The sequence below is a fragment of the Dehalobacter restrictus DSM 9455 genome, assembly GCF_000512895.1.
Classification (GTDB): domain Bacteria; phylum Bacillota; class Desulfitobacteriia; order Desulfitobacteriales; family Syntrophobotulaceae; genus Dehalobacter; species Dehalobacter restrictus.
In genome coordinates, this window is record NZ_CP007033.1 from 1,165,001 (window position 1) to 1,186,194 (window position 21,194).

At 44.7% G+C, this 21,194-nt stretch carries 18 protein-coding genes and 2 rRNA genes (1 of these 20 cut by a window edge); 9 read left to right on the forward strand and 11 right to left on the reverse strand.

The genetic code is table 11. The features are described 5' to 3' along the window. From DEHRE_RS05595 to DEHRE_RS05605, 3 genes are all read left to right on the forward strand, one after another. Nucleotides 1–1,627 (forward strand): 23S ribosomal RNA (locus DEHRE_RS05595); it begins 1,704 nt to the left of the window's first position. 154 nt (nucleotides 1,628–1,781) lie between these two features. Continuing rightward, nucleotides 1,782–1,886: ribosomal RNA gene (rrf, locus tag DEHRE_RS05600) — 5S ribosomal RNA — on the forward strand. A gap of 325 nt (nucleotides 1,887–2,211) precedes the next feature. Further along, nucleotides 2,212–3,501 carry a methyl-accepting chemotaxis protein gene (locus tag DEHRE_RS05605; RefSeq protein WP_019226776.1) on the forward strand — a complete coding sequence of 430 codons (1,290 nt, stop codon included), beginning with the start codon at nucleotides 2,212–2,214 and terminating at the stop codon, nucleotides 3,499–3,501. 115 nt (nucleotides 3,502–3,616) lie between these two features. Here the strand turns inward: DEHRE_RS05605 and DEHRE_RS05610 are convergent, their stop codons facing one another. From DEHRE_RS05610 to DEHRE_RS05655, 11 genes are all read right to left on the reverse strand, one after another. Further along, nucleotides 3,617–4,381 (reverse strand): hypothetical protein, encoded by a 765-nt coding sequence (locus DEHRE_RS05610; RefSeq protein ID WP_019226775.1) that lies wholly within the window; start codon nucleotides 4,379–4,381, stop codon nucleotides 3,617–3,619. A gap of 277 nt (nucleotides 4,382–4,658) precedes the next feature. Continuing rightward, a complete protein-coding gene (locus tag DEHRE_RS05615; RefSeq protein WP_019226774.1) occupies nucleotides 4,659–5,009 on the reverse strand; it encodes a DUF192 domain-containing protein in 351 nt (116 codons plus the stop codon). A 74-nt stretch (nucleotides 5,010–5,083) separates the two neighbouring features. Beyond that, nucleotides 5,084–5,422 carry a type II secretion system F family protein gene (locus DEHRE_RS15220; RefSeq protein ID WP_345787670.1) on the reverse strand — a complete coding sequence of 113 codons (339 nt, stop codon included), beginning with the start codon at nucleotides 5,420–5,422 and terminating at the stop codon, nucleotides 5,084–5,086. Continuing rightward, entirely contained in the window at nucleotides 5,353–6,024 is a 672-nt protein-coding gene (locus tag DEHRE_RS05620) for a hypothetical protein (protein ID WP_242837047.1), read from the reverse strand. The genes DEHRE_RS15220 and DEHRE_RS05620 overlap by 70 nt, the downstream gene beginning before the upstream one ends. Nucleotides 6,025–6,035: 11 nt before the next feature. Then, on the reverse strand, nucleotides 6,036–6,983 hold the full coding sequence (locus DEHRE_RS05625; RefSeq protein ID WP_025205431.1) for a type II secretion system F family protein: 948 nt from the start codon (nucleotides 6,981–6,983) through the stop codon (nucleotides 6,036–6,038). Nucleotides 6,984–7,014: 31 nt separating this feature from the next. Further along, nucleotides 7,015–8,385, reverse strand: coding sequence for a TadA family conjugal transfer-associated ATPase (locus DEHRE_RS05630; protein WP_019226772.1), 1,371 nt, complete (start codon nucleotides 8,383–8,385; stop codon nucleotides 7,015–7,017). A gap of 4 nt (nucleotides 8,386–8,389) precedes the next feature. After that, nucleotides 8,390–9,610 carry a CpaE/TadZ family protein gene (locus tag DEHRE_RS05635; protein WP_019226771.1) on the reverse strand — a complete coding sequence of 407 codons (1,221 nt, stop codon included), beginning with the start codon at nucleotides 9,608–9,610 and terminating at the stop codon, nucleotides 8,390–8,392. Nucleotides 9,611–9,626: 16 nt separating this feature from the next. After that, nucleotides 9,627–10,373: a Flp pilus assembly protein CpaB gene (cpaB, locus tag DEHRE_RS05640; protein WP_019226770.1), complete on the reverse strand. Its 747-nt coding sequence runs from the start codon at nucleotides 10,371–10,373 to the stop codon at nucleotides 9,627–9,629. 10 nt (nucleotides 10,374–10,383) lie between these two features. Continuing rightward, nucleotides 10,384–11,328, reverse strand: coding sequence for a pilus assembly protein TadG-related protein (locus tag DEHRE_RS05645; protein WP_019226769.1), 945 nt, complete (start codon nucleotides 11,326–11,328; stop codon nucleotides 10,384–10,386). Nucleotides 11,329–11,339: 11 nt separating this feature from the next. Then, nucleotides 11,340–11,735, reverse strand: coding sequence for a TadE/TadG family type IV pilus assembly protein (locus DEHRE_RS05650; RefSeq protein ID WP_019226768.1), 396 nt, complete (start codon nucleotides 11,733–11,735; stop codon nucleotides 11,340–11,342). 188 nt (nucleotides 11,736–11,923) lie between these two features. Beyond that, nucleotides 11,924–12,109, reverse strand: coding sequence for a Flp family type IVb pilin (locus DEHRE_RS05655; RefSeq protein WP_019226767.1), 186 nt, complete (start codon nucleotides 12,107–12,109; stop codon nucleotides 11,924–11,926). Between the two features lie 346 nt (nucleotides 12,110–12,455). On the opposite strand from DEHRE_RS05655, the gene DEHRE_RS05660 reads away from it, so the two are divergent. The 6 genes from DEHRE_RS05660 to pgsA all read left to right on the forward strand — a co-directional run bounded on the left by DEHRE_RS05660 (nucleotide 12,456) and on the right by pgsA (nucleotide 21,181). Next, nucleotides 12,456–14,873, forward strand: a complete 2,418-nt coding sequence (locus DEHRE_RS05660; RefSeq protein WP_051408095.1) for a DNA translocase FtsK — start codon at nucleotides 12,456–12,458, stop codon at nucleotides 14,871–14,873. 87 nt (nucleotides 14,874–14,960) lie between these two features. Beyond that, complete coding sequence (gene mnmH / locus DEHRE_RS05665; protein ID WP_019226766.1) at nucleotides 14,961–16,004, forward strand: tRNA 2-selenouridine(34) synthase MnmH; 1,044 nt, start codon at nucleotides 14,961–14,963, stop codon at nucleotides 16,002–16,004. A 32-nt stretch (nucleotides 16,005–16,036) separates the two neighbouring features. Beyond that, nucleotides 16,037–16,834, forward strand: coding sequence for a helix-turn-helix domain-containing protein (locus DEHRE_RS05670; RefSeq protein WP_019226765.1), 798 nt, complete (start codon nucleotides 16,037–16,039; stop codon nucleotides 16,832–16,834). Nucleotides 16,835–17,099: 265 nt separating this feature from the next. Further along, the gene (locus tag DEHRE_RS05675; RefSeq protein ID WP_345787671.1) at nucleotides 17,100–19,235 is read left to right on the forward strand and encodes a YgiQ family radical SAM protein; all 2,136 of its coding nucleotides are present in this window, start codon (nucleotides 17,100–17,102) and stop codon (nucleotides 19,233–19,235) included. Nucleotides 19,236–19,295: 60 nt separating this feature from the next. Next, entirely contained in the window at nucleotides 19,296–20,621 is a 1,326-nt protein-coding gene (gene rimO, locus DEHRE_RS05680) for a 30S ribosomal protein S12 methylthiotransferase RimO (protein WP_019226763.1), read from the forward strand. Next, nucleotides 20,618–21,181, forward strand: coding sequence for a CDP-diacylglycerol--glycerol-3-phosphate 3-phosphatidyltransferase (gene pgsA, locus DEHRE_RS05685; protein ID WP_019226762.1), 564 nt, complete (start codon nucleotides 20,618–20,620; stop codon nucleotides 21,179–21,181). Before rimO ends, pgsA begins: the two co-directional genes overlap by 4 nt. Nucleotides 21,182–21,194: the final 13 nt, after the last annotated feature.

A 21,194-nucleotide genomic window follows, 5' to 3' on the forward strand; every position in this document is an offset into this window, starting at 1 on the left:
GAATGCCGGTATGAGTATGCGAAAAGGAAGGTGAGAATCCTTCCCGCCGAAAATCTAAGGTTTCCTGGGGAAGGCTCGTCCGCCCAGGGTAAGTCGGGACCTAAGCTGAGGCCGAAAGGCGTAGGCGATGGACAATTGGTTGAAATTCCAATACCACCATAAATCGTTTGAGCGATGGGGTGACACAGGAGGATGACCTGAGCGTGCTGTTGGTTATGCACGTCCAAACATCAAGTGGGTGCTGTAGGCAAATCCGCAGCGCTAAACCGTGAGATGTGATGGGGAGCGAAAATAAGTAGCGAAGCGGGATAGTTCATACTGTCAAGAAAAGCCTCTAGTGAGAAATGTGGTGCCCGTACCGCAAACCGACACAGGTAGATGAGGAGAGAATCCTAAGGCGCGCGAGAAAACCCTCGTTAAGGAACTCGGCAAAATGACCCCGTAACTTCGGGAGAAGGGGTGCTCTGGCAACAGAGCCGCAGAGAAATAGTCCAGGCGACTGTTTAACAAAAACACAGGTCCCTGCAAATCCGTAAGGAGAAGTATAGGGGCTGACGCCTGCCCGGTGCTGGAAGGTTAAGAGGAGAAGTTAGCGCAAGCGAAGCCTTGAATTGAAGCCCCAGTAAACGGCGGCCGTAACTATAACGGTCCTAAGGTAGCGAAATTCCTTGTCGGGTAAGTTCCGACCCGCACGAAAGGCGTAACGATCTGGACACTGTCTCAACGAGGGACTCGGCGAAATTGTAATACCCGTGAAGATGCGGGTTACCTGCGACAGGACAGAAAGACCCCATGGAGCTTTACTGCAGCTTGACATTGGATTTTGGTATAAAATGTACAGGATAGGTGGGAGGCTTGGAAGCCAGTACGCCAGTATTGGTGGAGCCGCCGGTGGGATACCACTCTTTTTGTACTGAAGTTCTAACCTAGGCCCCTGAATCGGGGTTGGGGACAGTGTCAGGCGGGCGGTTTGACTGGGGCGGTCGCCTCCTAAAGAGTAACGGAGGCGCCCAAAGGTTCCCTCAGCGCGGATGGAAATCGCGCGAAGAGTGTAAAGGCAAAAGGGAGCTTAACAGAGAGACAAACAAGTCGACCTGGTACGAAAGTAGGGCTTAGTGATCCGGTGGTTCCGAGTGGAAGGGCCATCGCTCAACGGATAAAAGCTACCCTGGGGATAACAGGCTTATCTCCCCCAAGAGTTCACATCGACGGGGAGGTTTGGCACCTCGATGTCGGCTCATCGCATCCTGGGGCTGTAGTAGGTCCCAAGGGTTGGGCTGTTCGCCCATTAAAGCGGTACGTGAGCTGGGTTCAGAACGTCGTGAGACAGTTCGGTCCCTATCCGTCGCAGGCGCAGGAAATTTGAGGAGATCTGACCCTAGTACGAGAGGACCGGGTTGGACGGATCACTGGTGTACCAGTTGTCTCGCCAGAGGCATAGCTGGGTAGCTATATCCGGAATGGATAAGCGCTGAAAGCATCTAAGTGCGAAACCAGCTTCAAGATGAGATTTCCCACAGAGTTAATCTGGTAAGACCCCTGAAAGATGATCAGGTTGATAGGCCGGGAGTGGAAGCATGGTGACATGTGGAGCGGACCGGTACTAATAGGTCGAGGTCTTGACCTTTAGATTCCTAGATTGATGATTGAATGCATGAAGCTGATTTGTTGTGCAGTTTTGAGAGAACGAGCTAGAAGCACGGGAAAGATTAAAGAAGGAATCGGTAAGCCGATTCCAACTAGATCGAACCTTGAGCTTCAAACCTCGAGCCTCGAAAAGATCTGGTGACTATACCGGAGGGGTACCACCCGTTCCCATCCCGAACACGGAAGTTAAGACCTCCTGGGGCGACGATACTGCAAGGGAAAATAGCACGTTGCCAGGTAATTAAGAACAGAGCATCTATTTTGGTGCTCTGTTTCTTATTTGCAAAGGGTGTTCAATTAGGAAGTTTGAGTATCCTTCTGGGGCACGATACTGCAAGAAGATAAGACGTTGCGACGGTAAACTAGAGACTACATCGTAGGATGTAGTCTCTTCATAATTAATTCAAAACATTACTTCAAAAAAAGTAATATTTACATTATAATGTAATTGATAGAAAATATAACTATCGCCTGCTCATTGAGATTGTTGCGAAATAACAATAAACGCAGCAAGATTTTCTAGTTTTGGCGACAAAGATTTTTGCTTAAGAGGAGCGCAGATTAATGAAAAAATCAAAGAACCATCAATTTAGCATTAGAAAGAAGATTTCCTTATTTGTTATTATTCTGGCAATTGTTACTTATTCTACAAGTGCATTTTTTATCTATTTTGTTCAACCCAATTTTGTTCCGAATATTAATGAGGTTATATTTACGATTGCGACTTTAGTACTAGGGGTTTTCTGGTCGGGTTTACTTTCCTTCTTTATGGCAAGTTTTATCATTAAACCTTTGCAGAAGTTAGAAAAAGCTGCAAATCAGGCATCTGAAGGGGATATCGGTTGTGATGTTGAAGTATCAAACACTGATGATGAGATTCGTTCATTAGGAATAGCTTTTAACAATATGCTTTATAATCTTAGGGAAATTGTCCAGAGTATTGAAACAAATTGTGCGAAGACCAATGAGAATATGTTTGAAATTTTAAAAGCGTCATCGGCTGCTTCTCACCAAGCCGACTCTATTGTACATACCATCACAGAAATATCTGCAGGTGCAGAAACTTCCTCGATTGCGATTCAATCAACTGCAGAATCAGTTGAAAAGGTCACTCTTATTGCCAAAGAAGTACAAAATTATGCCAAGTCTTCTGAAAAAGTCTCGGCAGAAATGTTAATGGAACTAACAGAAAGTAAAGAAGTAATTCGTTCTTTAGTTGAGGGAATTAATAATCTAGCCAAAGGAAACCAGCAATCACTTGAAATTGTTAAAAGTCTCGAAGATAATGCTAAGAAAGTTGGTCAGATCATCCAGTTAGTAGGAGACATTGGGGAACAAACAAATTTACTTGCATTGAATGCTTCCATTGAAGCTGCTCGAGCAGGACAACATGGCAGAGGATTTGCGGTCGTTGCCGAAGAGGTACGAAAATTAGCCGATGAAAGCGCAAATGCCGTTCAAGGAATTTCAAGTCTTATTGAGAATATCCAGGCTGAAGTGTTAAATGTTGTGAATCAAATTACAATACAAGTTCAAAATGCAGATATGGAAGCGCATAAAGGATCCAGGACGAATGAAGTAATAGAAAAAATGACAAAAACAATTCTTGAAGTGGCACGTAGCGTTGAACAAATATCAAAACTTGTCGATCATCAAATGGAGGGCATTGACAAAAGCGCACATCAGTCTCGCGAAGTAGCCCAGATTGCAGAAAAAACTTCAGAAAGTGCAATGGAACTTGCTATTGCTACAAAGCAACAAGCGGAAATCGTCGATCAGGTTGAAACCCTTGTAGATAATTTAAGAATACAGTCAGAAATTTTGACAACTGCAATTACCCGCTTTCGCAAATAATTGGTAGGTTCTACTAAATTTATAGAGAAATACTCTGTTCCAACTAATCATAGGCGTACATGTACGCCTATGATTATATTATCGTGAGCTTGTTGTTTGAAGAAAACGAGAAGTCCTATTGTATAAGTACGACTTTACCGGAATCAATAAAGTAAAGTTCGGAAATACCATCGATATAACTGATATCCGCTTTGGCTTTGACACTGTCGGTTTCCGCAGGCTGAGTACCTTGCTGTCCTTTATACGAAGGATCGTAGAAAAAGATTTTAAACTTGCGAAGATTGCTGTTTGAAAGCTGATCCCGCTGTTCTCTAATAATACCGGTCAGAACATTTTCATCAATAGAAGGTGGCTGGATATATAAGACCTGAGAGTTCGTTTCAGACTGCGTATACAGGATAGTGTAAGTAAGCTTTGCAGAAGAGTTTACTGTAAAGTCCCCGTCAATCGTAAAATCTGCACGATTTGCATTGGCCATGGCCAATGATGTCAAGCTGGTACTGGATCTCGGTAATAAGCTTTTTATTAAAAGGGTATCTGTACCTTGAATTTTGTTGCCGCTGTCCCGGTACGTAACATACACTTTTCCGGAGAATATATACTCTGAAGAGTTGGAAACAGATATGTTCACTTTTCTTTGATTTTTAGAATTTAAGTACTGAAAGTCTGCAGATGCTGAGATATCTTTGAGATTAGCTGATAATATCAGCTGCTGGCTGTTTTCATTATTGGGCGTTGATGGCTGAGTTTTTGAAGATAAGCTGGAACTACTGGCCACTGCTGAAGAATCAGTCTGTTGAGCAGTTGTTGTCGGCGCGTTTTTAGAACAACCAGATAATAAAAGTAGGAAAAGGCAGGCTAAAATTATCGTATTTTTCATTGAGAGCTCCTTTAGTACCAAGAATTGCTTTTATTAATTCTATTATATAGTAAAATTGATTTTGGAGCGAAATAACAAGTGAATAAATTGTAATTGCATATAGTTAGGACAGAGCATTACGCTGCTCTGTCCTTTTGCGGCAAGGCAAGTGAAACTGGAAAAGCTCTGAATACGAGCTATCATTAATAACACTAATAACACTTTTGCAGACACTTATTTCTTTTGATAAAGCGATATATTCCTAAAGACAATAAGACAAGAGAGAAATACGAGAGAATTAAAACTGCATTTCAAGCTTGTCACCTTCCATGCTTCCAGTGGAATCTGCCCAGTTATGTGGGAACTCTAACACAAAAGCGGCATTCTTGATGCATGGGGAGACCTTTTTCGGAGAGAGATCATCAATGATTTTGACAATTTTCAGATCCTTGCTGACAAACCAGACAGAGAGGGGATAGCGCATCCCGATCATGTGGACCTGGTTGCAGGGATTAATCAACATACCATGAAAATCATCCAATTGCCTGGTTCCCAGCAGACCTCTCAGTCTGGTGAAAAAGGTGTCAGCCACTAGAACCGTCCCAAGATTCTTTTGTGTTCTTTGGTTGATAACAGTTAACTCTTTCATTAGTCGATTTCCTCGTTTTTCTTAGAGAGAATCTTAGATTATTCTTTGAATATTCTTCGTCCACAGACAAAAAATTATTTACCCAAAATATCCATGATATTAATGATTGCCGGGCCAAGTATCACGATGAAAAGGCTTGGAAAAACAAAGAAAACAAGTGGAACCATCATCTTTACGGGGGCTTTTTGCGCAGCTTCTTGTATGCGTTGTTTTCTTCTCAGACGGATTTGTGCCGACTGATTCCTGAGGACATTTCCCATAGAGATACCGAGCTGGTCAGCTTGAACCAATGAGGCAATTACATTGCTTAAATCTTCTACGTCATTTTTTTTGGCCATGTCTCTCAAAGCTTCCCGGCGTGGTTTGCCGATTTTGATTTCCTGCAGAACCAGGTTGAACTCTTCAGCAAGAATGCCTTTTTGTTTTCTACGACTTTCATCATCGCTGCATCAAAGCCAAGTCCGGCTTCGACACTGACCATAACGAGATCTAGGATGTCAGGAAGCGTACGAAGAATCTCACTTTTACGTTGTTTGATCTTTGATTTAAGCCAGAAATTGGGAGCAATATTTCCAATAACAAAACAAAATAATGGAAATTCAATTTTTGTTAGGATTGGAAAGCTTAATATAAAGCTTAAAGCAGCAGCTGCTATTGCAAAGCATAGGCCAAGGATGAACCTAAGCGCTTTCCATTCAGCTGACGACCACCCTTTTAATCCGGCTGCAATTAATTCCTGGTCGTTCTGGTCCGTTTCTTTGTTATTCTTTGAGAAGACAGTAATTAATCTGCGAAAAAAACTGCTCTCGGATTTTTCTTGCTTGTTTTTATCTTGCTTGCTTTTGTCTTTTTTGGATTTTTCTTTTTGATTTTCTTCATTTTCTGTTGGCACTGAAGATCTTCCAAGGGAACGCATAATCCTGCTCTGGGAAAGAGAAGGCTGTTTCCTGGACAGAATCGCCAGAACTAAGAAGAAAATAAGGCAAAAACCACTGAAAATCAAGATTGACTCCATGACAATCTCCCCTAGAATTTAATATTAACAATCTTTCTGATGGCGATAAAACCGATGATTTCCAGAACAGCGCCACAGCATAATAACATAATTCCGAGTGGATCCTGGAACAGCGGCATCATAAATGAAGGCTGCATCATCGTGATAACCAGGCCAATTAAGATAGGCAAAGCACCAATAATATATCCCGACAATCTGCCTTGAGCAGTAAGTGTTTTGATCTCGCCTTGAATCTGTAAACGTTCCTGAATCGTATCGTGAATATTGATTAAAATTTCGGCTAGATTACCACCAATTTGCCGTTGAATCAGGATGGCAGTTACCATTAATTCCAGGTCTTTGCTTTCAACCCGCTGCGAGAGATTTAACAAAGCATTTTCGGTAGATTCCCCATAGGCCATTTCTTTCAGGGTGATTTTGATTTCGGAGGAGAGCGGATCTGGCATTTCTTGGGCTGCCATTTCCATGGCTTGAAATAAACTAAAACCGGCTTTTAAGGAATTAGCAAGGGTCAGAAGTATATCCGGCAGCTGGTTATTGAATTTTTTTATTTTTTTATTTTTAGCACTGCTGATATATAGCTTGGGAAAGATCAAACTTAACAGTGGCAGAACAATAAAAACAGCACTCAAAGGCAGGAGAATTAAGGCGATAAGGAAAGTAAGAATGAACAAGAAAATTTGCATTACGATGAATTCTCTGCCAGTTAACCCAATGTCACCGCTGTAAAGATCTTTATCAAGTTGTTTGCCCCATTTCCGAGGTGTATATTTGGACAGGGAAGTCAGATACTCTTTCCAGGAAGCAGCCTTTTTGGCTTTAACCGGGGTATCTTCTTTTTCTGCCACCAGTCGCTTAACTTTATCTTCAACGCTTTCATTTTTTGGTTTCAGGGCCATGATCAGTGAGTATATTAGGATAAATCCCATAATCGAGGCCACGACGATGACCTTTGTCATATAAATACCTCCGACGGCCATAGATGGCTAATCAACTAACAAAAATATTGTCCGGCAGGATTTGGCCCGTGGCAGCCAGCGTATCCATAAAGCGGGGGCGGACACCGGTAGCCTTAAAGCCACCGAGGACGTGGACATTGGAATCAACACCTTTTTGTTCAAATTTGTAGATATCCTGGGTGACAATGGTGTCTCCTTCCATACCAAGGACCTCAGTGATATGAGTAATTTTCCGGGTGCCGTCCCTGAGCCGGCTTTGCTGAACAACTAAGTCAATCGCACTGGAAATTTGCTCACGGATGGCCCGGATCGGCAAATCCATGCCTGCCATTAAAACCATGGTTTCGAGACGGGAGAGCATGTCCCTCGGGGTGTTAGCATGACCTGTGGTCAGGGAACCATCGTGTCCAGTATTCATGGCCTGCAACATATCCAAGGCTTCTCCGCCGCGGACTTCACCGACGATGATCCGGTCAGGCCTCATACGCAGCGTGTTTCTGACCAAGTCACGAATGGTGATGGCACCTTTTCCTTCTATGTTTGGCGGCCGGGTTTCAAGCGTTACCAAGTGGCTTTGATCAAGCTGCAGTTCAGCAGCATCTTCAATGGTAATGATCCGCTCGTGGTCCGGAATAAAGGAAGATAGGACGTTTAAGGTTGTGGTCTTACCTGACCCGGTACCGCCGGAAACGACAATATTCAGTCTGGCCTTGACGCAGGCTTCCAAGACAAGTGCCATATCTCTGGTCATTGTGCCAAAATTAATCAGATCTTCGACACGATAGGGGTCACGTGAAAATTTTCGGATCGTGATGGTGGGCCCTTTAAGCGCCAAAGGCGGGATAATTGCATTTACCCTGGAACCATCCGGCAGACGGGCATCTACCATTGGCTGACTTTCATCAATTCTTCGGCCAATCGGCGCGACAATTTTTTCAATAATATGCTGAACATGCTGGTCATCATTAAAAGTTACATTGGATAGTTCGACAATCCCATGACGTTCTACGTAGACCTGACTTGGTCCGTTGACCATAATCTCTGAAATACTGTCGTCATTTAATAGCGGGGAAATGGGGCCAAAACCAAGGATCTCATCTACCACTTCCTGAACGATTCTTTGCCTTTCATTCCGGGGCAGAAGGGCACCGTTGGCTTCAACATACTGGTCTATGACTTTTTGAACGATCGGCTCGACTTCTTGAGGATCAACATCATTGAGTTGAATATTTTTGATGGTTTCCTTATGGATAATGCTTTTGAGCTCCCTCCAGGGATCAACGGGCTGAGAGGAAGGAGAAGAGGTAAAGGCTTGTCTGATTTCAATCAGGCTTTGTTTCTCTGATCCGGTTCTTTCGCGTTCTTTACCTCTTTCCTGTTCTAAACGGCTAAGGAGCGACATGCGATCAACCTCCAAATCTTAAAAAGGAAAGACGGCTGGTTTCTTTGCTGTCCTGACCTTTTTTAGTAATTTCCGAATTAACACCTAGCGTACTCACCATTTTTTTAATTTCCAGAGCGGGAGCCGAACGGGCTAAAGCCTCAACAAACGGTACACCTTTATTAAGCACAGATGTGAGCTGCTCTTCATAAGGAATAAGATAGGTTACATTGAGGCCGAGACTGCTTTCAATATCCTTCATGCTGATACCGATTTTCTTTTCAAATTTATTTAGAATTAACTTGATTTTTGGGGAATACTCAAGCGTGTGCATGATTTCCAGCGCCAGCTTGGTATTTTTGATTGACGGAATGTCCATGCCGGCCACAACCCAGATCTCGTCTGCGGCCTCTAAGCCGGCAAGGCTGATATCATCAAAACGGCTGGTATTGTCAAGAATTACAAAATCATAATGGGGTTTAATTTCTTCCAGGATTTGCTCAATATGTTCTGTGGTTACTTTTTCTGCATATTCAGGGCGATTCGTAGCCGCCAGGATTTCCAGTCCGGAAGAATGGCTAAGGGTATGAAGCCGGATATCTTCTTCTTTGATCGAACCGGCCTGGACCAGATCGGTAATGGTTCTTTTCGGAACAAGATTTAAGAAGGAGGCGATGTCCCCAAATTGCAGGCTCAAGTCTAATAAAAGGACTTTGGATGACTTCGCCAATTCAACACCGAGGTTCACAGCGGTCGTCGTTTTGCCTACCCCTCCCTTGGCGCTGAAAATACTGATTACTTTTGCTGCAGTGTCGGATGTTTTTACAGCGGAATCGGGGGACAGAGGGGAATTGATCATTTCTCTTTTGCGGCTTTCCTTGTGATACACGTTCAGGATTGTACTGGTAAGTTCTTTGCCGGTAAACGGTTTGACGATATAAGATTTGGCTCCGGCCATCATGGCTTTGGTCATATGGTCGGGGTCGTTTTCAACGGACATCATAATAATGGAGGTATTTGGAATGCGGAAAGAAAGCAGTTCTGTTGTTTTTATCCCGTCAATGTCGGGCATGCTGATATCCATTAAAATAATTTCCGGTTTCAACAATTCTGCCAGACGGATTGCTTCAGAACCGCAGCCTGCTTCGCCGATGACTTCAAAGCCGGAATCAAGAGCAAGGATCCGGCGAATGTTTTCGCGGGTATTTCTGATATCATCAACAATGAGAATCCGTATACCTTGCATGCGCTATACCTCCTTTTTATTTATAATGACTGAAATAATCGGCGTTTGTATAGACATTAGGATCAATGGGTGCTTCGGTGTAAGTTTCTTTATTGGCGGGGTTTCTCAGCAGTAAGCGGATGGAACCTTTTTCACTGCCCAGTGTTACGGCCATAGACTGGGAAACACTCATAGCAAGGACATAAGAGCCAGGATTTTCGGCAGTTTCTCCTTCTTTGAGAATGGTATCACCCGTGTTTAAGACCAAAACATCCTGGGCAGCTAAAGAAGTAATTGTTCTTTGATTTCCCTGGCTATCCTTAATATCCATGGTAATCAGGATATCCACATGGTCACCGGGCTTTACCTTATAGCTGACACTGCCCACCAGATCGACAGGAATAGCAACGGCTCTTTTACCTGAAGGAACAGTCAGTGAAAAGCTGTCGGCTGAGGCACCTGAACTGCTGCCGGTTTGGTACGGATCTCCAAGCATAGGACTCAGCAGTACATCACCCTGACTGACGTCAACCAGGAGTACCCGGCCTGTCAATTCTTTCACGGTAGAGGCCCCCCCCTGAGGATAGGCTGAAAGCGGAACTTGTTTGATTTGGAGCTGATCAGCCTTTAGGATACTTCGGGAGGAAATATCCGCTGCTGCAACAACCAGTGGTTTTAAGTCTTGGCTTGATGCTCCCGAACCATAGTTTAGGTAGAAAAAGACAGCCAAGCTAAAAATCAGTCCTGAGATAATCGCCATAAAAACATAGAATTTTCTTTTCACTAGTCATCCCTCAATTCATTAGCAGTTTTATAGAATATAAACCGTAATCCTGTACGGGGTTATTTCCGTCATCAATAATTGAACTTGTTTCTTTGCCGAGTGTGGAACAGGTCTTTAAAAAACGCCCCGTGATAAAACAGTCATTGCCATTTCGGGTCACATTTTCAATAAAAAAGGCTGCAAATCCAAGAATCTTGACTTCCTGGATGGATTCACCTGATCGAGTGAGGACTTCTACGATAGGGATAAAGACAATCTCGGGAGCATTGCTGTCATGATCAGTAAAAGTATTCCCAGGGACACGCGTATCGGAAGCAAGCCGGGTATCAAGACCTTTTCGTGTCGGACCGCTCATATTACCGGTTTCTATCTGCAGGGTCTGGCCGACAGATAGCGGGGTATTATTTCCGTAGGCGAGTGCATCTTCGTAGGTGCTGGCACCTGATCCATCCAACCTGACAGGACCATACCAGCCGGTTTCACCTTCCGGAGGGGCATTTTTCAGTGTATATTCCTGGCCATAGACAAAGTCCTGTATCGTAACACTTAAAGGAGCGGCTCCGGCGATACTGCGGACAGGGTAAACACCTGCCTTGGAACGTGCACTGACTTTTCCTTTGGTAATACCCAGTGCTTTGGCCAAAAACATGGAATGTTCTTCAGAAGCAGATACCTCAATTTCCCGGTTATGATTGGATATCGAAATTGAGGGAAGGGAGACATCATTATTGGCAGCATATTCTGCAGCAGTTAGATAAGCGTCCTGCGGACTATCCGGTAATTTTTGAGCGCCTGCTAACGCTGCTGCATCTACCGCATTCTGTAACCTTGCTTTTTCCACATAGAGAACGGCCATATCTGTACATAGGGCACCAAAGCCCAGAAGAACAACTAAAAGTACTGCCGTAAGAACGGCAATACTGCCTTTTTCATTTTTGAAGGGATGATTCTTCATAGCAAATACTCCTATTCAATGCGCATGGACAGGCTCGCATGGATCACAACCGGATCCGGAAGAATATGATTTAATACCGGAGTCGTAAGAGATACAGGATAAGAGGCAGATACCGTAACATTTGAGCCGGAATGTCTGCTGGACTCAATTGGGGTGATCTGAATGGTCAGCAGGTTGCGGTCTAACAAGGGGGCGGAATCAGCCACTGAAGCCTGGATAGCGCTATCCAATCCGCTTAAGCTGGCTGTCCGGGCACCGCTTCGGACAGCGTTATTGAGAGTCACGTAGGAATAGCCGAGCCGCCCAAACTCAACCACGCCAAAGACAAGGAGCAGAAAGATGGGCAGGACCAGCGCAAATTCGACAAGAGACTGGCCATTGGAGGATTTTATTAATTTTTTTAGCATTTTTCAATACCCTCCCAATGCAGATTCTAATAAACGTTCGCCCCATCAACCCAAATATCACTGAGCAGATATGGGAAAATTAACAATTCAAAGACTGTTTGAATACCTGATAAGAGAGGTAACCTTTCTTAGTTTAAGAAAGCCCTACTGTTCTCTGACAGTAGAGCTTTCTCTGAGAACCCAAAAGATTATGATGCTGGTTTGAGAGCAGTGCCAATTGAATCCAAAATACTATCCAAGTTTGTACCGATAACGGTGACCGCGCCAATTACAACAATTGCAATTAAAGCGATAATAAGACCGTACTCTGTAAGTGCCTGACCCTTTTCATCTTTCTGGAATCTTTGAAGGAATTGAACAAGGTATAACATCATGATAATCTCTCCCTTTAATAATATATTTTCGTTTTTTAGTGTTCTGGTTTGTATTACAAATTTACAACAGTTTGACAATTGAAACAATTCACCGTAAGTCACGATGTGATAGGACTAAAGACTTATTAATATCCTGTGCTTTTTAAGAATCTTATCAAATAAGGGTTGATTGTCCTGAGAATTTCTTGTTTTTGGGTGATAAATACTTTACATTATATATACCATCATATAACCATCATATATAGGTAAAAATGATATCGAGGACTCAACAAGGAATTATTCAAAGGCCTTATATGTTGAATAATTAAAGGAATTAGCTTAGAATTGTGGAAATATTACTGTTGTAATGAAAAGCTGGGGGTTTGGAACGTTGGCGACGAAGACGACAAAAAAGAACCGACGGGGGTCACGTAAAAAAAGACAGTCCGTTCATGATACGATTCGAAATGAGATTATTGGAATCCTGGTGATGGGCTTGGCCTGTCTGGGATTCGTCATGCTCTATTCCAACAGTAAGGGTGCTATTGTCACGCTGATGATTAAAGCACTCAGGATTGCGGCAGGCGATGGCAGTGTCGGGATTTTTATCATCCTCGGAGTTATCGGGATCAGCCTGATGAGCAACAACCGGAGAAGTATGAAATCCAGGATAATCGGTGCGGTTTTATTATGGCTCGTAGCGGAAGGATTCCTGCATCTCGGGTCATCTGCTGCGTATGATACTGCAGGGCTGCTTGAGCTTGGCAAAGCAGGATTAGGAGGTGGCCTTCTTGGCGCGGTGATCAGTATCATGCTGGTCATGCTGGTCGGCGTGACAGGTGGTTATGTGATTCTGGCAGTGCTGGCCTTGATCGGCGCCATCCTGGTAATGAACCGCTCTCTGGTCGGGACGATCAAAGACCTGTTGTCCCTCACAGCAAGTTTCGCACAGATGGTCGATCGTCACATCAGGGATTTTCTGCAAGTACTGGCGGACGGACGCCAAGAAAGACAGAAGCGCAAAGAGGATGACCGGAACAGCATGTTTGCCGCAGCAAAGAAAGGTGAGCCTGTAAAGTCCCCAACCCCGGGTGATTATTTCGATTCAAAGCAGAGTAGCCCGGTGATCGAAATTTTTGGGGAAGAACGGAATCGAGGAGAAGAACGGAATAAAAAAAACAAGCAGGTTCCGCAGTCGGAAACGGATCATTACCTGATTAACACAAGGATGGACGATTCAGCCGAAAGAAGGACTGGAAATTTAGGGGATTCAGCAGGAGGCATGGAGACTGCAGCGGCACCGCCGGGCAAGCTTACCGGGACGCCTATTTCCAGACAGACCGAGAAGAACGAACATTACAGGCTGCCACCTTTGAATCTTGTCCATAAATCAATGAAAAAAGGCCAAAAAAGCGGCAAGGACATTGCCGATAATGTCCGTCTGCTGGAAGATACGCTGGCCAGTTTCGGGGTCAGGGTCAAAGTCACAAGAGTCACACAGGGGCCGACGATTACCCGCTATGAGGTTCAGCCTGCACCTGGTGTCAAAGTCAGTAAAATTACCAGCCTCTCAGATGATATTGCACTGAGCCTGGCAGCCTCCGATGTGCGGATGGAAGCGCCGATCCCGGGAAAGTCTGCAGTTGGGATAGAGGTCCCGAATAAGGAGATTGCCATTGTTCATTTCCGGGAAGTGCTGGAAACGGAAGATTTTCAGGACTCACCAAGCAAGCTTAGTTTGGCGCTCGGCAAAGATATCACTGGCACGCCAATTATCGGCGATCTGACGAGAATGCCACACCTACTGATTGCCGGAGCGACCGGAGCAGGAAAATCGGTTTGCATCAATACGATTATCGGAAGTATCGTTTATAAAGCAAAACCGGATGAAGTAAAACTGTTGCTGATTGATCCCAAAGTTGTTGAACTGGCCAATTACAATGGAATTCCGCATCTGATCTCTCCTGTGGTAACAGAGCCACAGAGAGCCGCCGGAGCTTTGAAGTGGATTGTTACCGAAATGGAGACAAGATATGAACTTTTTGCAGCTTCCGGAGTTCGCGATATCGTCAGATATAATTTCCTGGTTAGTGAAAAAAAGGATACTGAATCGAAGCCGCTGCCGTATGTTGTCGTCATCATCGACGAGTTAGCCGATTTGATGATGGTTGCTCCGGGAGAGGTTGAAGAGTCTATCTGCCGGCTGGCCCAGATGGCCAGGGCAGCAGGTATTCATCTGATTGTTGCGACGCAGAGACCCTCGGTTGATGTCATCACCGGTCTGATCAAAGCCAATATTCCTTCCAGAATCGCTTTTGCGGTTTCTTCCCAGATCGATTCCAGAACTATTTTGGATATGGGCGGTGCAGAAAAACTGCTCGGCCGCGGGGACATGCTCTATCATCCAATCGGGATCAGCAAGCCGATTCGGGTCCAGGGTTGTTTCCTGTCAGACAAGGAAGTCAAAAATATTGTGGATTATCTGCTGGAACAGGCCAAGCCGGAGTATTTTGAAATTCCGGAGGTGAGCTTGAGTTCCGGAAATTCTGAGGAGCCGGAAGATGAACTTTTCTACAAGGCTGCAAATATCTTTATGGAGAGCAATACGGCATCCGTGTCCTTGCTTCAGCGCAGACTAAAGATTGGCTATTCCAGGGCGGCTAGAATCGTTGATATGCTTGAGGAAAAAGGGGTCGTCGGCCAGCATGAAGGCTCGAAACCCAGGGAAGTTTTGATGACCAAAGGCCAATTTGAACAAAAATTCGGGAAAAACTTAAATTCTTAGCCATGATTACCAAATATTTGCGCTTTTTGGTTAATTTCAGGAAGGATTAGTTAAAATACTGTAGAATAAAAAAGATTGGGGAAGATTATGCTGCGTGAAATTTCCATCGATGAATGTTCTGAGCTATCAGATGCATTATATATAGATGTGAGGTCAAAAAACGAATTTGAGGAAGGAACGATTCCCGGAGCGGTAAACATACCAATCTTCAATAATGAAGAGAGAGCCGTCATTGGAACGATATATACCAAAGAGTCTCCCCAAAAAGCCAGAGATATCGGATTAGAGATTGTCAGCCGAAAACTGCCGGATTTATATAAGCAAGTTGAAGAAGCTGCCGGGAAAAGACCGATTCTGCTCTTTTGCTGGCGCGGAGGAATGAGAAGCAAGTCTTTGGCTGCAGTACTCGACCTGATGGGGTTGCCGGTATTTCGGCTGATTGGCGGATACAAGGCCTATAGGCATTCGATTGTTTCCTTTTTTGAGACTGGATTTCATCATCAGGTTGTCGTCCTGAAAGGGAATACCGGAACCGGAAAAACAGAGTTGCTGAAAAAACTCAAGGGAGAGGGTTATCCGGTCATTGATCTTGAGGGGCTATCCAATAATCGCGGTTCAGTTTTTGGCTGCATTGGTCTTGGTGCTCAGCCTACTCAAAAAACGTTTGAATCTTTGCTTTACGAGGAAATTCATCGCTATAATCAAGATCTGTATTTGGTGATGGAATGCGAAAGCCGGCGCATCGGCAAAATCACACTCCCTGACGCAGTTTTTAAGGCCATGCAGCAGGGAACTTCCGTTCTTGTTTATGATTCGCTGGACAACAGAGCCAAACGGTTGATGCTCGAGTATACGGATAACCCGGGAATAACTGAAGAACTTAAAACGGCTCTGGACAGACTGACGAAAAGACTGGGACGAAAGAAGATTGATCAGCTTTATGATTCTCTGCAGAAACAGGCTTACGAAGACTTTGCCCGGTATCTTATTATGGAATACTATGACCAGCTGTATGGTTATCCCAATCAGGAATCTGAAGACTATGCCTTATGTATTTCTCAGGAATCTATGTTATTATCACTGGAAATACTGAAACAATTTTTGAATGACCGGTTTGCTTATGGTAATTGATTTAAATTAAATATTAATAGGGTGGTGTAGAAATGGCTGGTGAAGGGGCCGTTCTTAAGAAGGCCAGAGAAGAAAAAGGTTTAAGTTATCAGGAGGTTGAAGACAGCATTAAGATTAGAGTGCGGTATCTGGAAGCTCTGGAGAATGAGAACTATGGCGTGCTACCCGGAACCACCTATACCAGAGGCTTTTTACGGACGTATGCTAAACATCTTGGCATTAATCCGCAGGAGATTATAGATAGCTATAATGCTTCTTTGGTCAAAGAAGTTGAGCCTGACATTGAGCCACGCTTAAGTCCGATTCCAAGCAATCAGGTATGGTTCAGACCTGTCGTCCTTGCAGGAATGGCCATCCTGGCTGTGATCATTGTCGGCGGGATTATCTTTGTGTCAAACTTGGGCAACAAATCCGGTACTTTTCATTATACACCCACCCCTTTGCCGGCTGCACCGAAGGCGAGCGATCAAAATACTGCCGATTCCGGTACGGGGCAGAATACGAATACTGCCGGGCAGGAACAAAATGCCGGGCAGCCGTCTCAGCAGCCTGAACAATATGAGGGCATTGTCGCCGAGCTTACGTTTACTGCTGATTGCTGGGTCGTGGTCAATGTGGACGGCAAGCAGGCTTTGAGCGGGACGATCCCTTCAGGAACAATACAAACGCTGCAGGCTGACAAGCAAATTGAATTTGTATCGATCGGCAACGCCGGCGGACTGTCACTCAAAGTGAACGGACATAACGTCCCGCCGCTCGGGAAGACCGGTGATGTCCTTCGAAGCTACATCATTGATGAGAATAAAGTGAAAGAGCTTGCAGGAAGTTAGTTTTACACCAAGCTGATAAGATAAGATTGTTAAGAGGGTATACCGGAAGACCAGGATACCCTCTTCCTATGTTTGCGAATCACGTCAAATCGATTTAGAATAAATACGGCTGCAAAGATTAGAATCCAATAGATTAAATGAAGGACAAAAGAATATTTGAATAATCAGTTTGATATTAGATAACTGCATGGCAGTAAGCTAATGCTGATATAGTTAGGAGCAAAATCAAGTGCCTGTAAATTATCTGCCAGTGAACAGAGAAGATATGGAATGCCGGGGATGGGACCAGGTGGACTTCGCCCTGGTCAGCGGGGATGCCTATGTCGATCATCCCAGTTTCGGTCCGGCTATCATTTCCAGGGTCCTTGAAGACGCAGGATACAAGGTTGGAATTATTCCTCAGCCGGACTGGAAAAAGACAGAAGATTTTCAGAGACTTGGGCGTCCCCGGCTCGGATTTTTGGTGTCAGCAGGCAATATGGATTCTATGGTCAATCATTATTCAGTCAATAAAAAAATACGCGAAAAAGACTCCTATTCACCCGGCTGCAAAATGGGTTTACGGCCGGACCGGGCGACGATTGTCTATTGCAATAAAATCCGGGAAGCCTATAAGAACGTTCCGATCATCATTGGCGGTGTAGAAGCCAGTTTGCGGAGATTTGCCCATTATGACTATTGGAGCGATACCGTCAGAAAATCAATTCTGATTGACAGCAGTGCGGACTTGTTGGTCTATGGCATGGCGGAAAAGCAGATTGTGGAGATTGCCGCGTATCTGAATGACGGTTTGGAAGTGAAATATATCCGCCATATCCCCGGAACCTGCTATATGGCGGATTCTCTGGAAGAGGTAAGCAACGGCTATATTGAGATACCTTCCTTCAAAAAGACGGCAGAAGACAAAACAAAGTATGCGGAAGCTTTCAAGATCCAATATCAGGAGCAGGACCCGGTCAGAGGGAAAACCATCGTCCAGCAGCACGGCATAAAATATCTGGTGCAGAATAAACCGGAGATGCCTTTGTCTCAGGCGGAGCTGGATAAAGTCTATGGTCTTTCCTATCTAAAAAACGCACATCCAATGTATGATAGAGACGGGGGAATACCCGCGCTGGAGGAAGTTAAATTCAGTATTGTCAGCTCCCGGGGATGTTTTGGAAGCTGTGCTTTCTGCTCGCTGACCTTTCATCAGGGCAGAATCGTTCAGAGCAGGAGCGAGGAATCGATCTTACACGAAGCTGTGGGAATCACCAATTTGGAAGACTTCAAAGGATATATTCATGACGTTGGCGGACCGACAGCAAACTTTCGTCAGCCAGCCTGTCTTAAGCAATTGAAAACTGGCGCATGTAAGGAAAAACAATGCCTGCATCCCTCGCCATGCAAAAGCCTGCATATCGACCATCAGGAATACCTCGGGATTTTACGGAAACTCAGAAAACTGCCTAAAGTCAAGAAAGTATTTGTGCGCTCGGGGATTCGCTATGACTATATCATGGCGGATAAAAGCGAGCATTTTCTTAAAGAATTGCTCGAACACCATGTCAGCGGTCAACTAAAGGTAGCTCCGGAGCATATCTCACCTAAGGTCCTGCACGATATGCGTAAACCGGCCGGGAAAACCTTTGAACAGTTTAGGGAAAAATTCTTTAAAATTAACGAGCGTCTTGGCAAGAAGCAGTTTATTGTTCCTTACTTTATGTCCAGCCACCCAGGGAGTACGCTGGAAGCAGCCGTTGAACTGGCCGAATACTTGCGGGACATTCATTATCAGCCGGAACAGGTCCAGGACTTTTATCCGACTCCGGGAACGCTGTCTACGGCAATGTTTTATACAGGGCTCGATCCGCTGACTATGCAGAAGGTTTATGTTCCAAAAAGCAAAACGGAAAAAGCAATGCAGAGAGCGTTGCTGCAATTCAGAGAACCAAAAAAATATGCACTGGTCCACGCTGCCCTTGTTGAAGCAGATAGGACGGATTTGATAGGGTTCGGTCCCAAATGTCTGATCAGGCCCAAAGGCAAAACCGCCTATTCCGATCAGAACAAGGAACAAGATTCCGGTTATAACCAAAATAAACAGAAAAATATTGTTAAAGGCAAGCTCAATAAAGAGCAAGTAAATAAAGACCTTTTATCTAAGGCACGAATAAATAAGGAACATAAAAAAAAGATTACAGAGGACAGCAGAAAATCTCGGCGAACCGTAAAAAACGAAAAGATGGAAAAAGAAAGACAACAAAGAAGCCTGGGGAATAAGAAAAGAAATCTCAAAGAAAATCAAAAAGAAAAGCACCAGGGAAGTCGCACAGAGGCGTCAGGCAAGGTGACAGGGAAAGTCAAAAGGATGTCTCCGGGGAAGCCATCAGGGAAGGTAAAGAGAAAGCATTCGTTTTGACAGCAGGTCGGAACCTGATATATACTAAAGTGATAAAAAACGATTTCAGAGGGTTGGAAATTGAAGAAAAAAGTTGCAGTGATTAACCTTGGGTGCCCGAAGAACCAGGTTGACAGTGAAGTAATAACCGGCATGCTGGCGAAAGGCTTCGAGATAACAGCCGAACCGTCTGAAGCCGATATGATTGTTGTAAATACCTGCGGTTTTATTGAAGATGCCAAAGCAGAATCGATTGACACCCTTTGTGAAATGATCAATTTGAAAAATAGCGGTGCTCAGAAGAAGGTCTATGCTGTGGGATGTCTGGCTCAGCGTTATGGTGAAGAGCTGTTTAAAGAACTTCCTGAGCTTGATGGTGTGCTCGGGGACGGGGATCTGGATAAAATCCCCGAGGTCCTGGAAAGCTCCGGCAGCGAGAGAGTATACAGGAAAAAAGAAAAGCAGGACTATCTTTATGACAATGAGATGCCGAGGGTCCGTTTCAGCCCTTCTTTTTTTGCCTATGTCAAAATAGCCGAAGGCTGTGATAACCGCTGCAGCTATTGTGTCATTCCGCAGATCAAAGGCAGCTACCGCAGCAGGACAATGGAGTCAATCGTACAAGAAGTAAGGAAGCTCGCCGGCGAGGGTGTGAAGGAAATTGCGCTGGTAGCCCAGGATACAACCCGTTACGGCATTGACCTGTATCACGCTTACCGGCTGCCGGATCTTCTGGGGGAACTAGTAGAAATAGACGGTATACAATGGATTCGGCTGATGTATTGTTACCCGGAGGCAGTATCTGATGAACTGATTGACCTGATTGCGACGGAACCCAAGATATGCAATTATATCGATTTGCCCCTTCAGCATGCCGATAACGCCATACTTTCAAAAATGAACCGCAGAAATACAGCCGAAGAAGCAGAAACGCTGATCGGAAAGCTCCGTGAGGCTGTACCGGGTATCTTTATTCGTTCAACGTTCATTACCGGATTCCCTGGGGAAACCGAAGAACAGTTCGAGCATTTACTGTTATTTGTTAATAAAATGAAATTAGACCGCATTGGGGTTTTTGCTTATTCTCAGGAGGAAAATACACCTGCTGCGAACATGGCGAGCCAGGTGCCGCCTGAGATCCGGGAAGCCCGCAAAAATGCTGTTATGGCAACCCAAACGGAAATTGCAGATCAGATCCAGCAGCAAAGGGTCGGGCAAATCATCCGGGTCATTCTCGAAGAACAGACTGCCCCCGATGAATGGGTCGGACGGAGCGCGGGGGATGCCCCGGAGATTGACGGTCAGATTTACCTCAAGGTTCAGAAGAAACATTTGGCTGGTGAAATCATACAGATCAGAATTACAGAAGCGGACAGCTATGATATGGGAGGGGAGGAGCTCGAGTGAATCTGCCTAACACGCTGACTCTGATTCGAATTGCCATGATACCTTTGTTTATGGCCTTTTTATTGGTAAAAATGCCTGACGGTACTGCTTATTTTCCTTATCAGGACTTTGTAGCCGCGGGGATATTTAGCCTGGCGTCTGCGACAGACGGTTTGGACGGTTATTTCGCACGCAAGCTGAAACAAGTGACCAATCTCGGTAAATTTCTGGATCCGCTTGCCGACAAGCTTCTGGTTTCAGCCGCGCTGATTGCCCTGGTCGAGTTAAACCTCGTTTCAGCCTGGATTGTCTGGATTATCCTGGCCCGGGAGTTTGCAGTCACAGGGTTAAGAGCGATTGCTGCCGCCGAAGGCGTAGTGATCAGTGCCAGCAAGCTTGGAAAACTGAAGACGGTCACTCAGATCATTGCCATAGCACTGTTGATTCTGAGAGATTGGCCATTATCAACCCTTAACATACATATTGCCCAGCCTATGATCTATCTTGCGCTGATCATGACCATCATCTCCGGCGTGGATTATATCATGAAATCAAAACAGCTGTTTGTGCGTTCCAAATAAAAAGAGTAGTTCT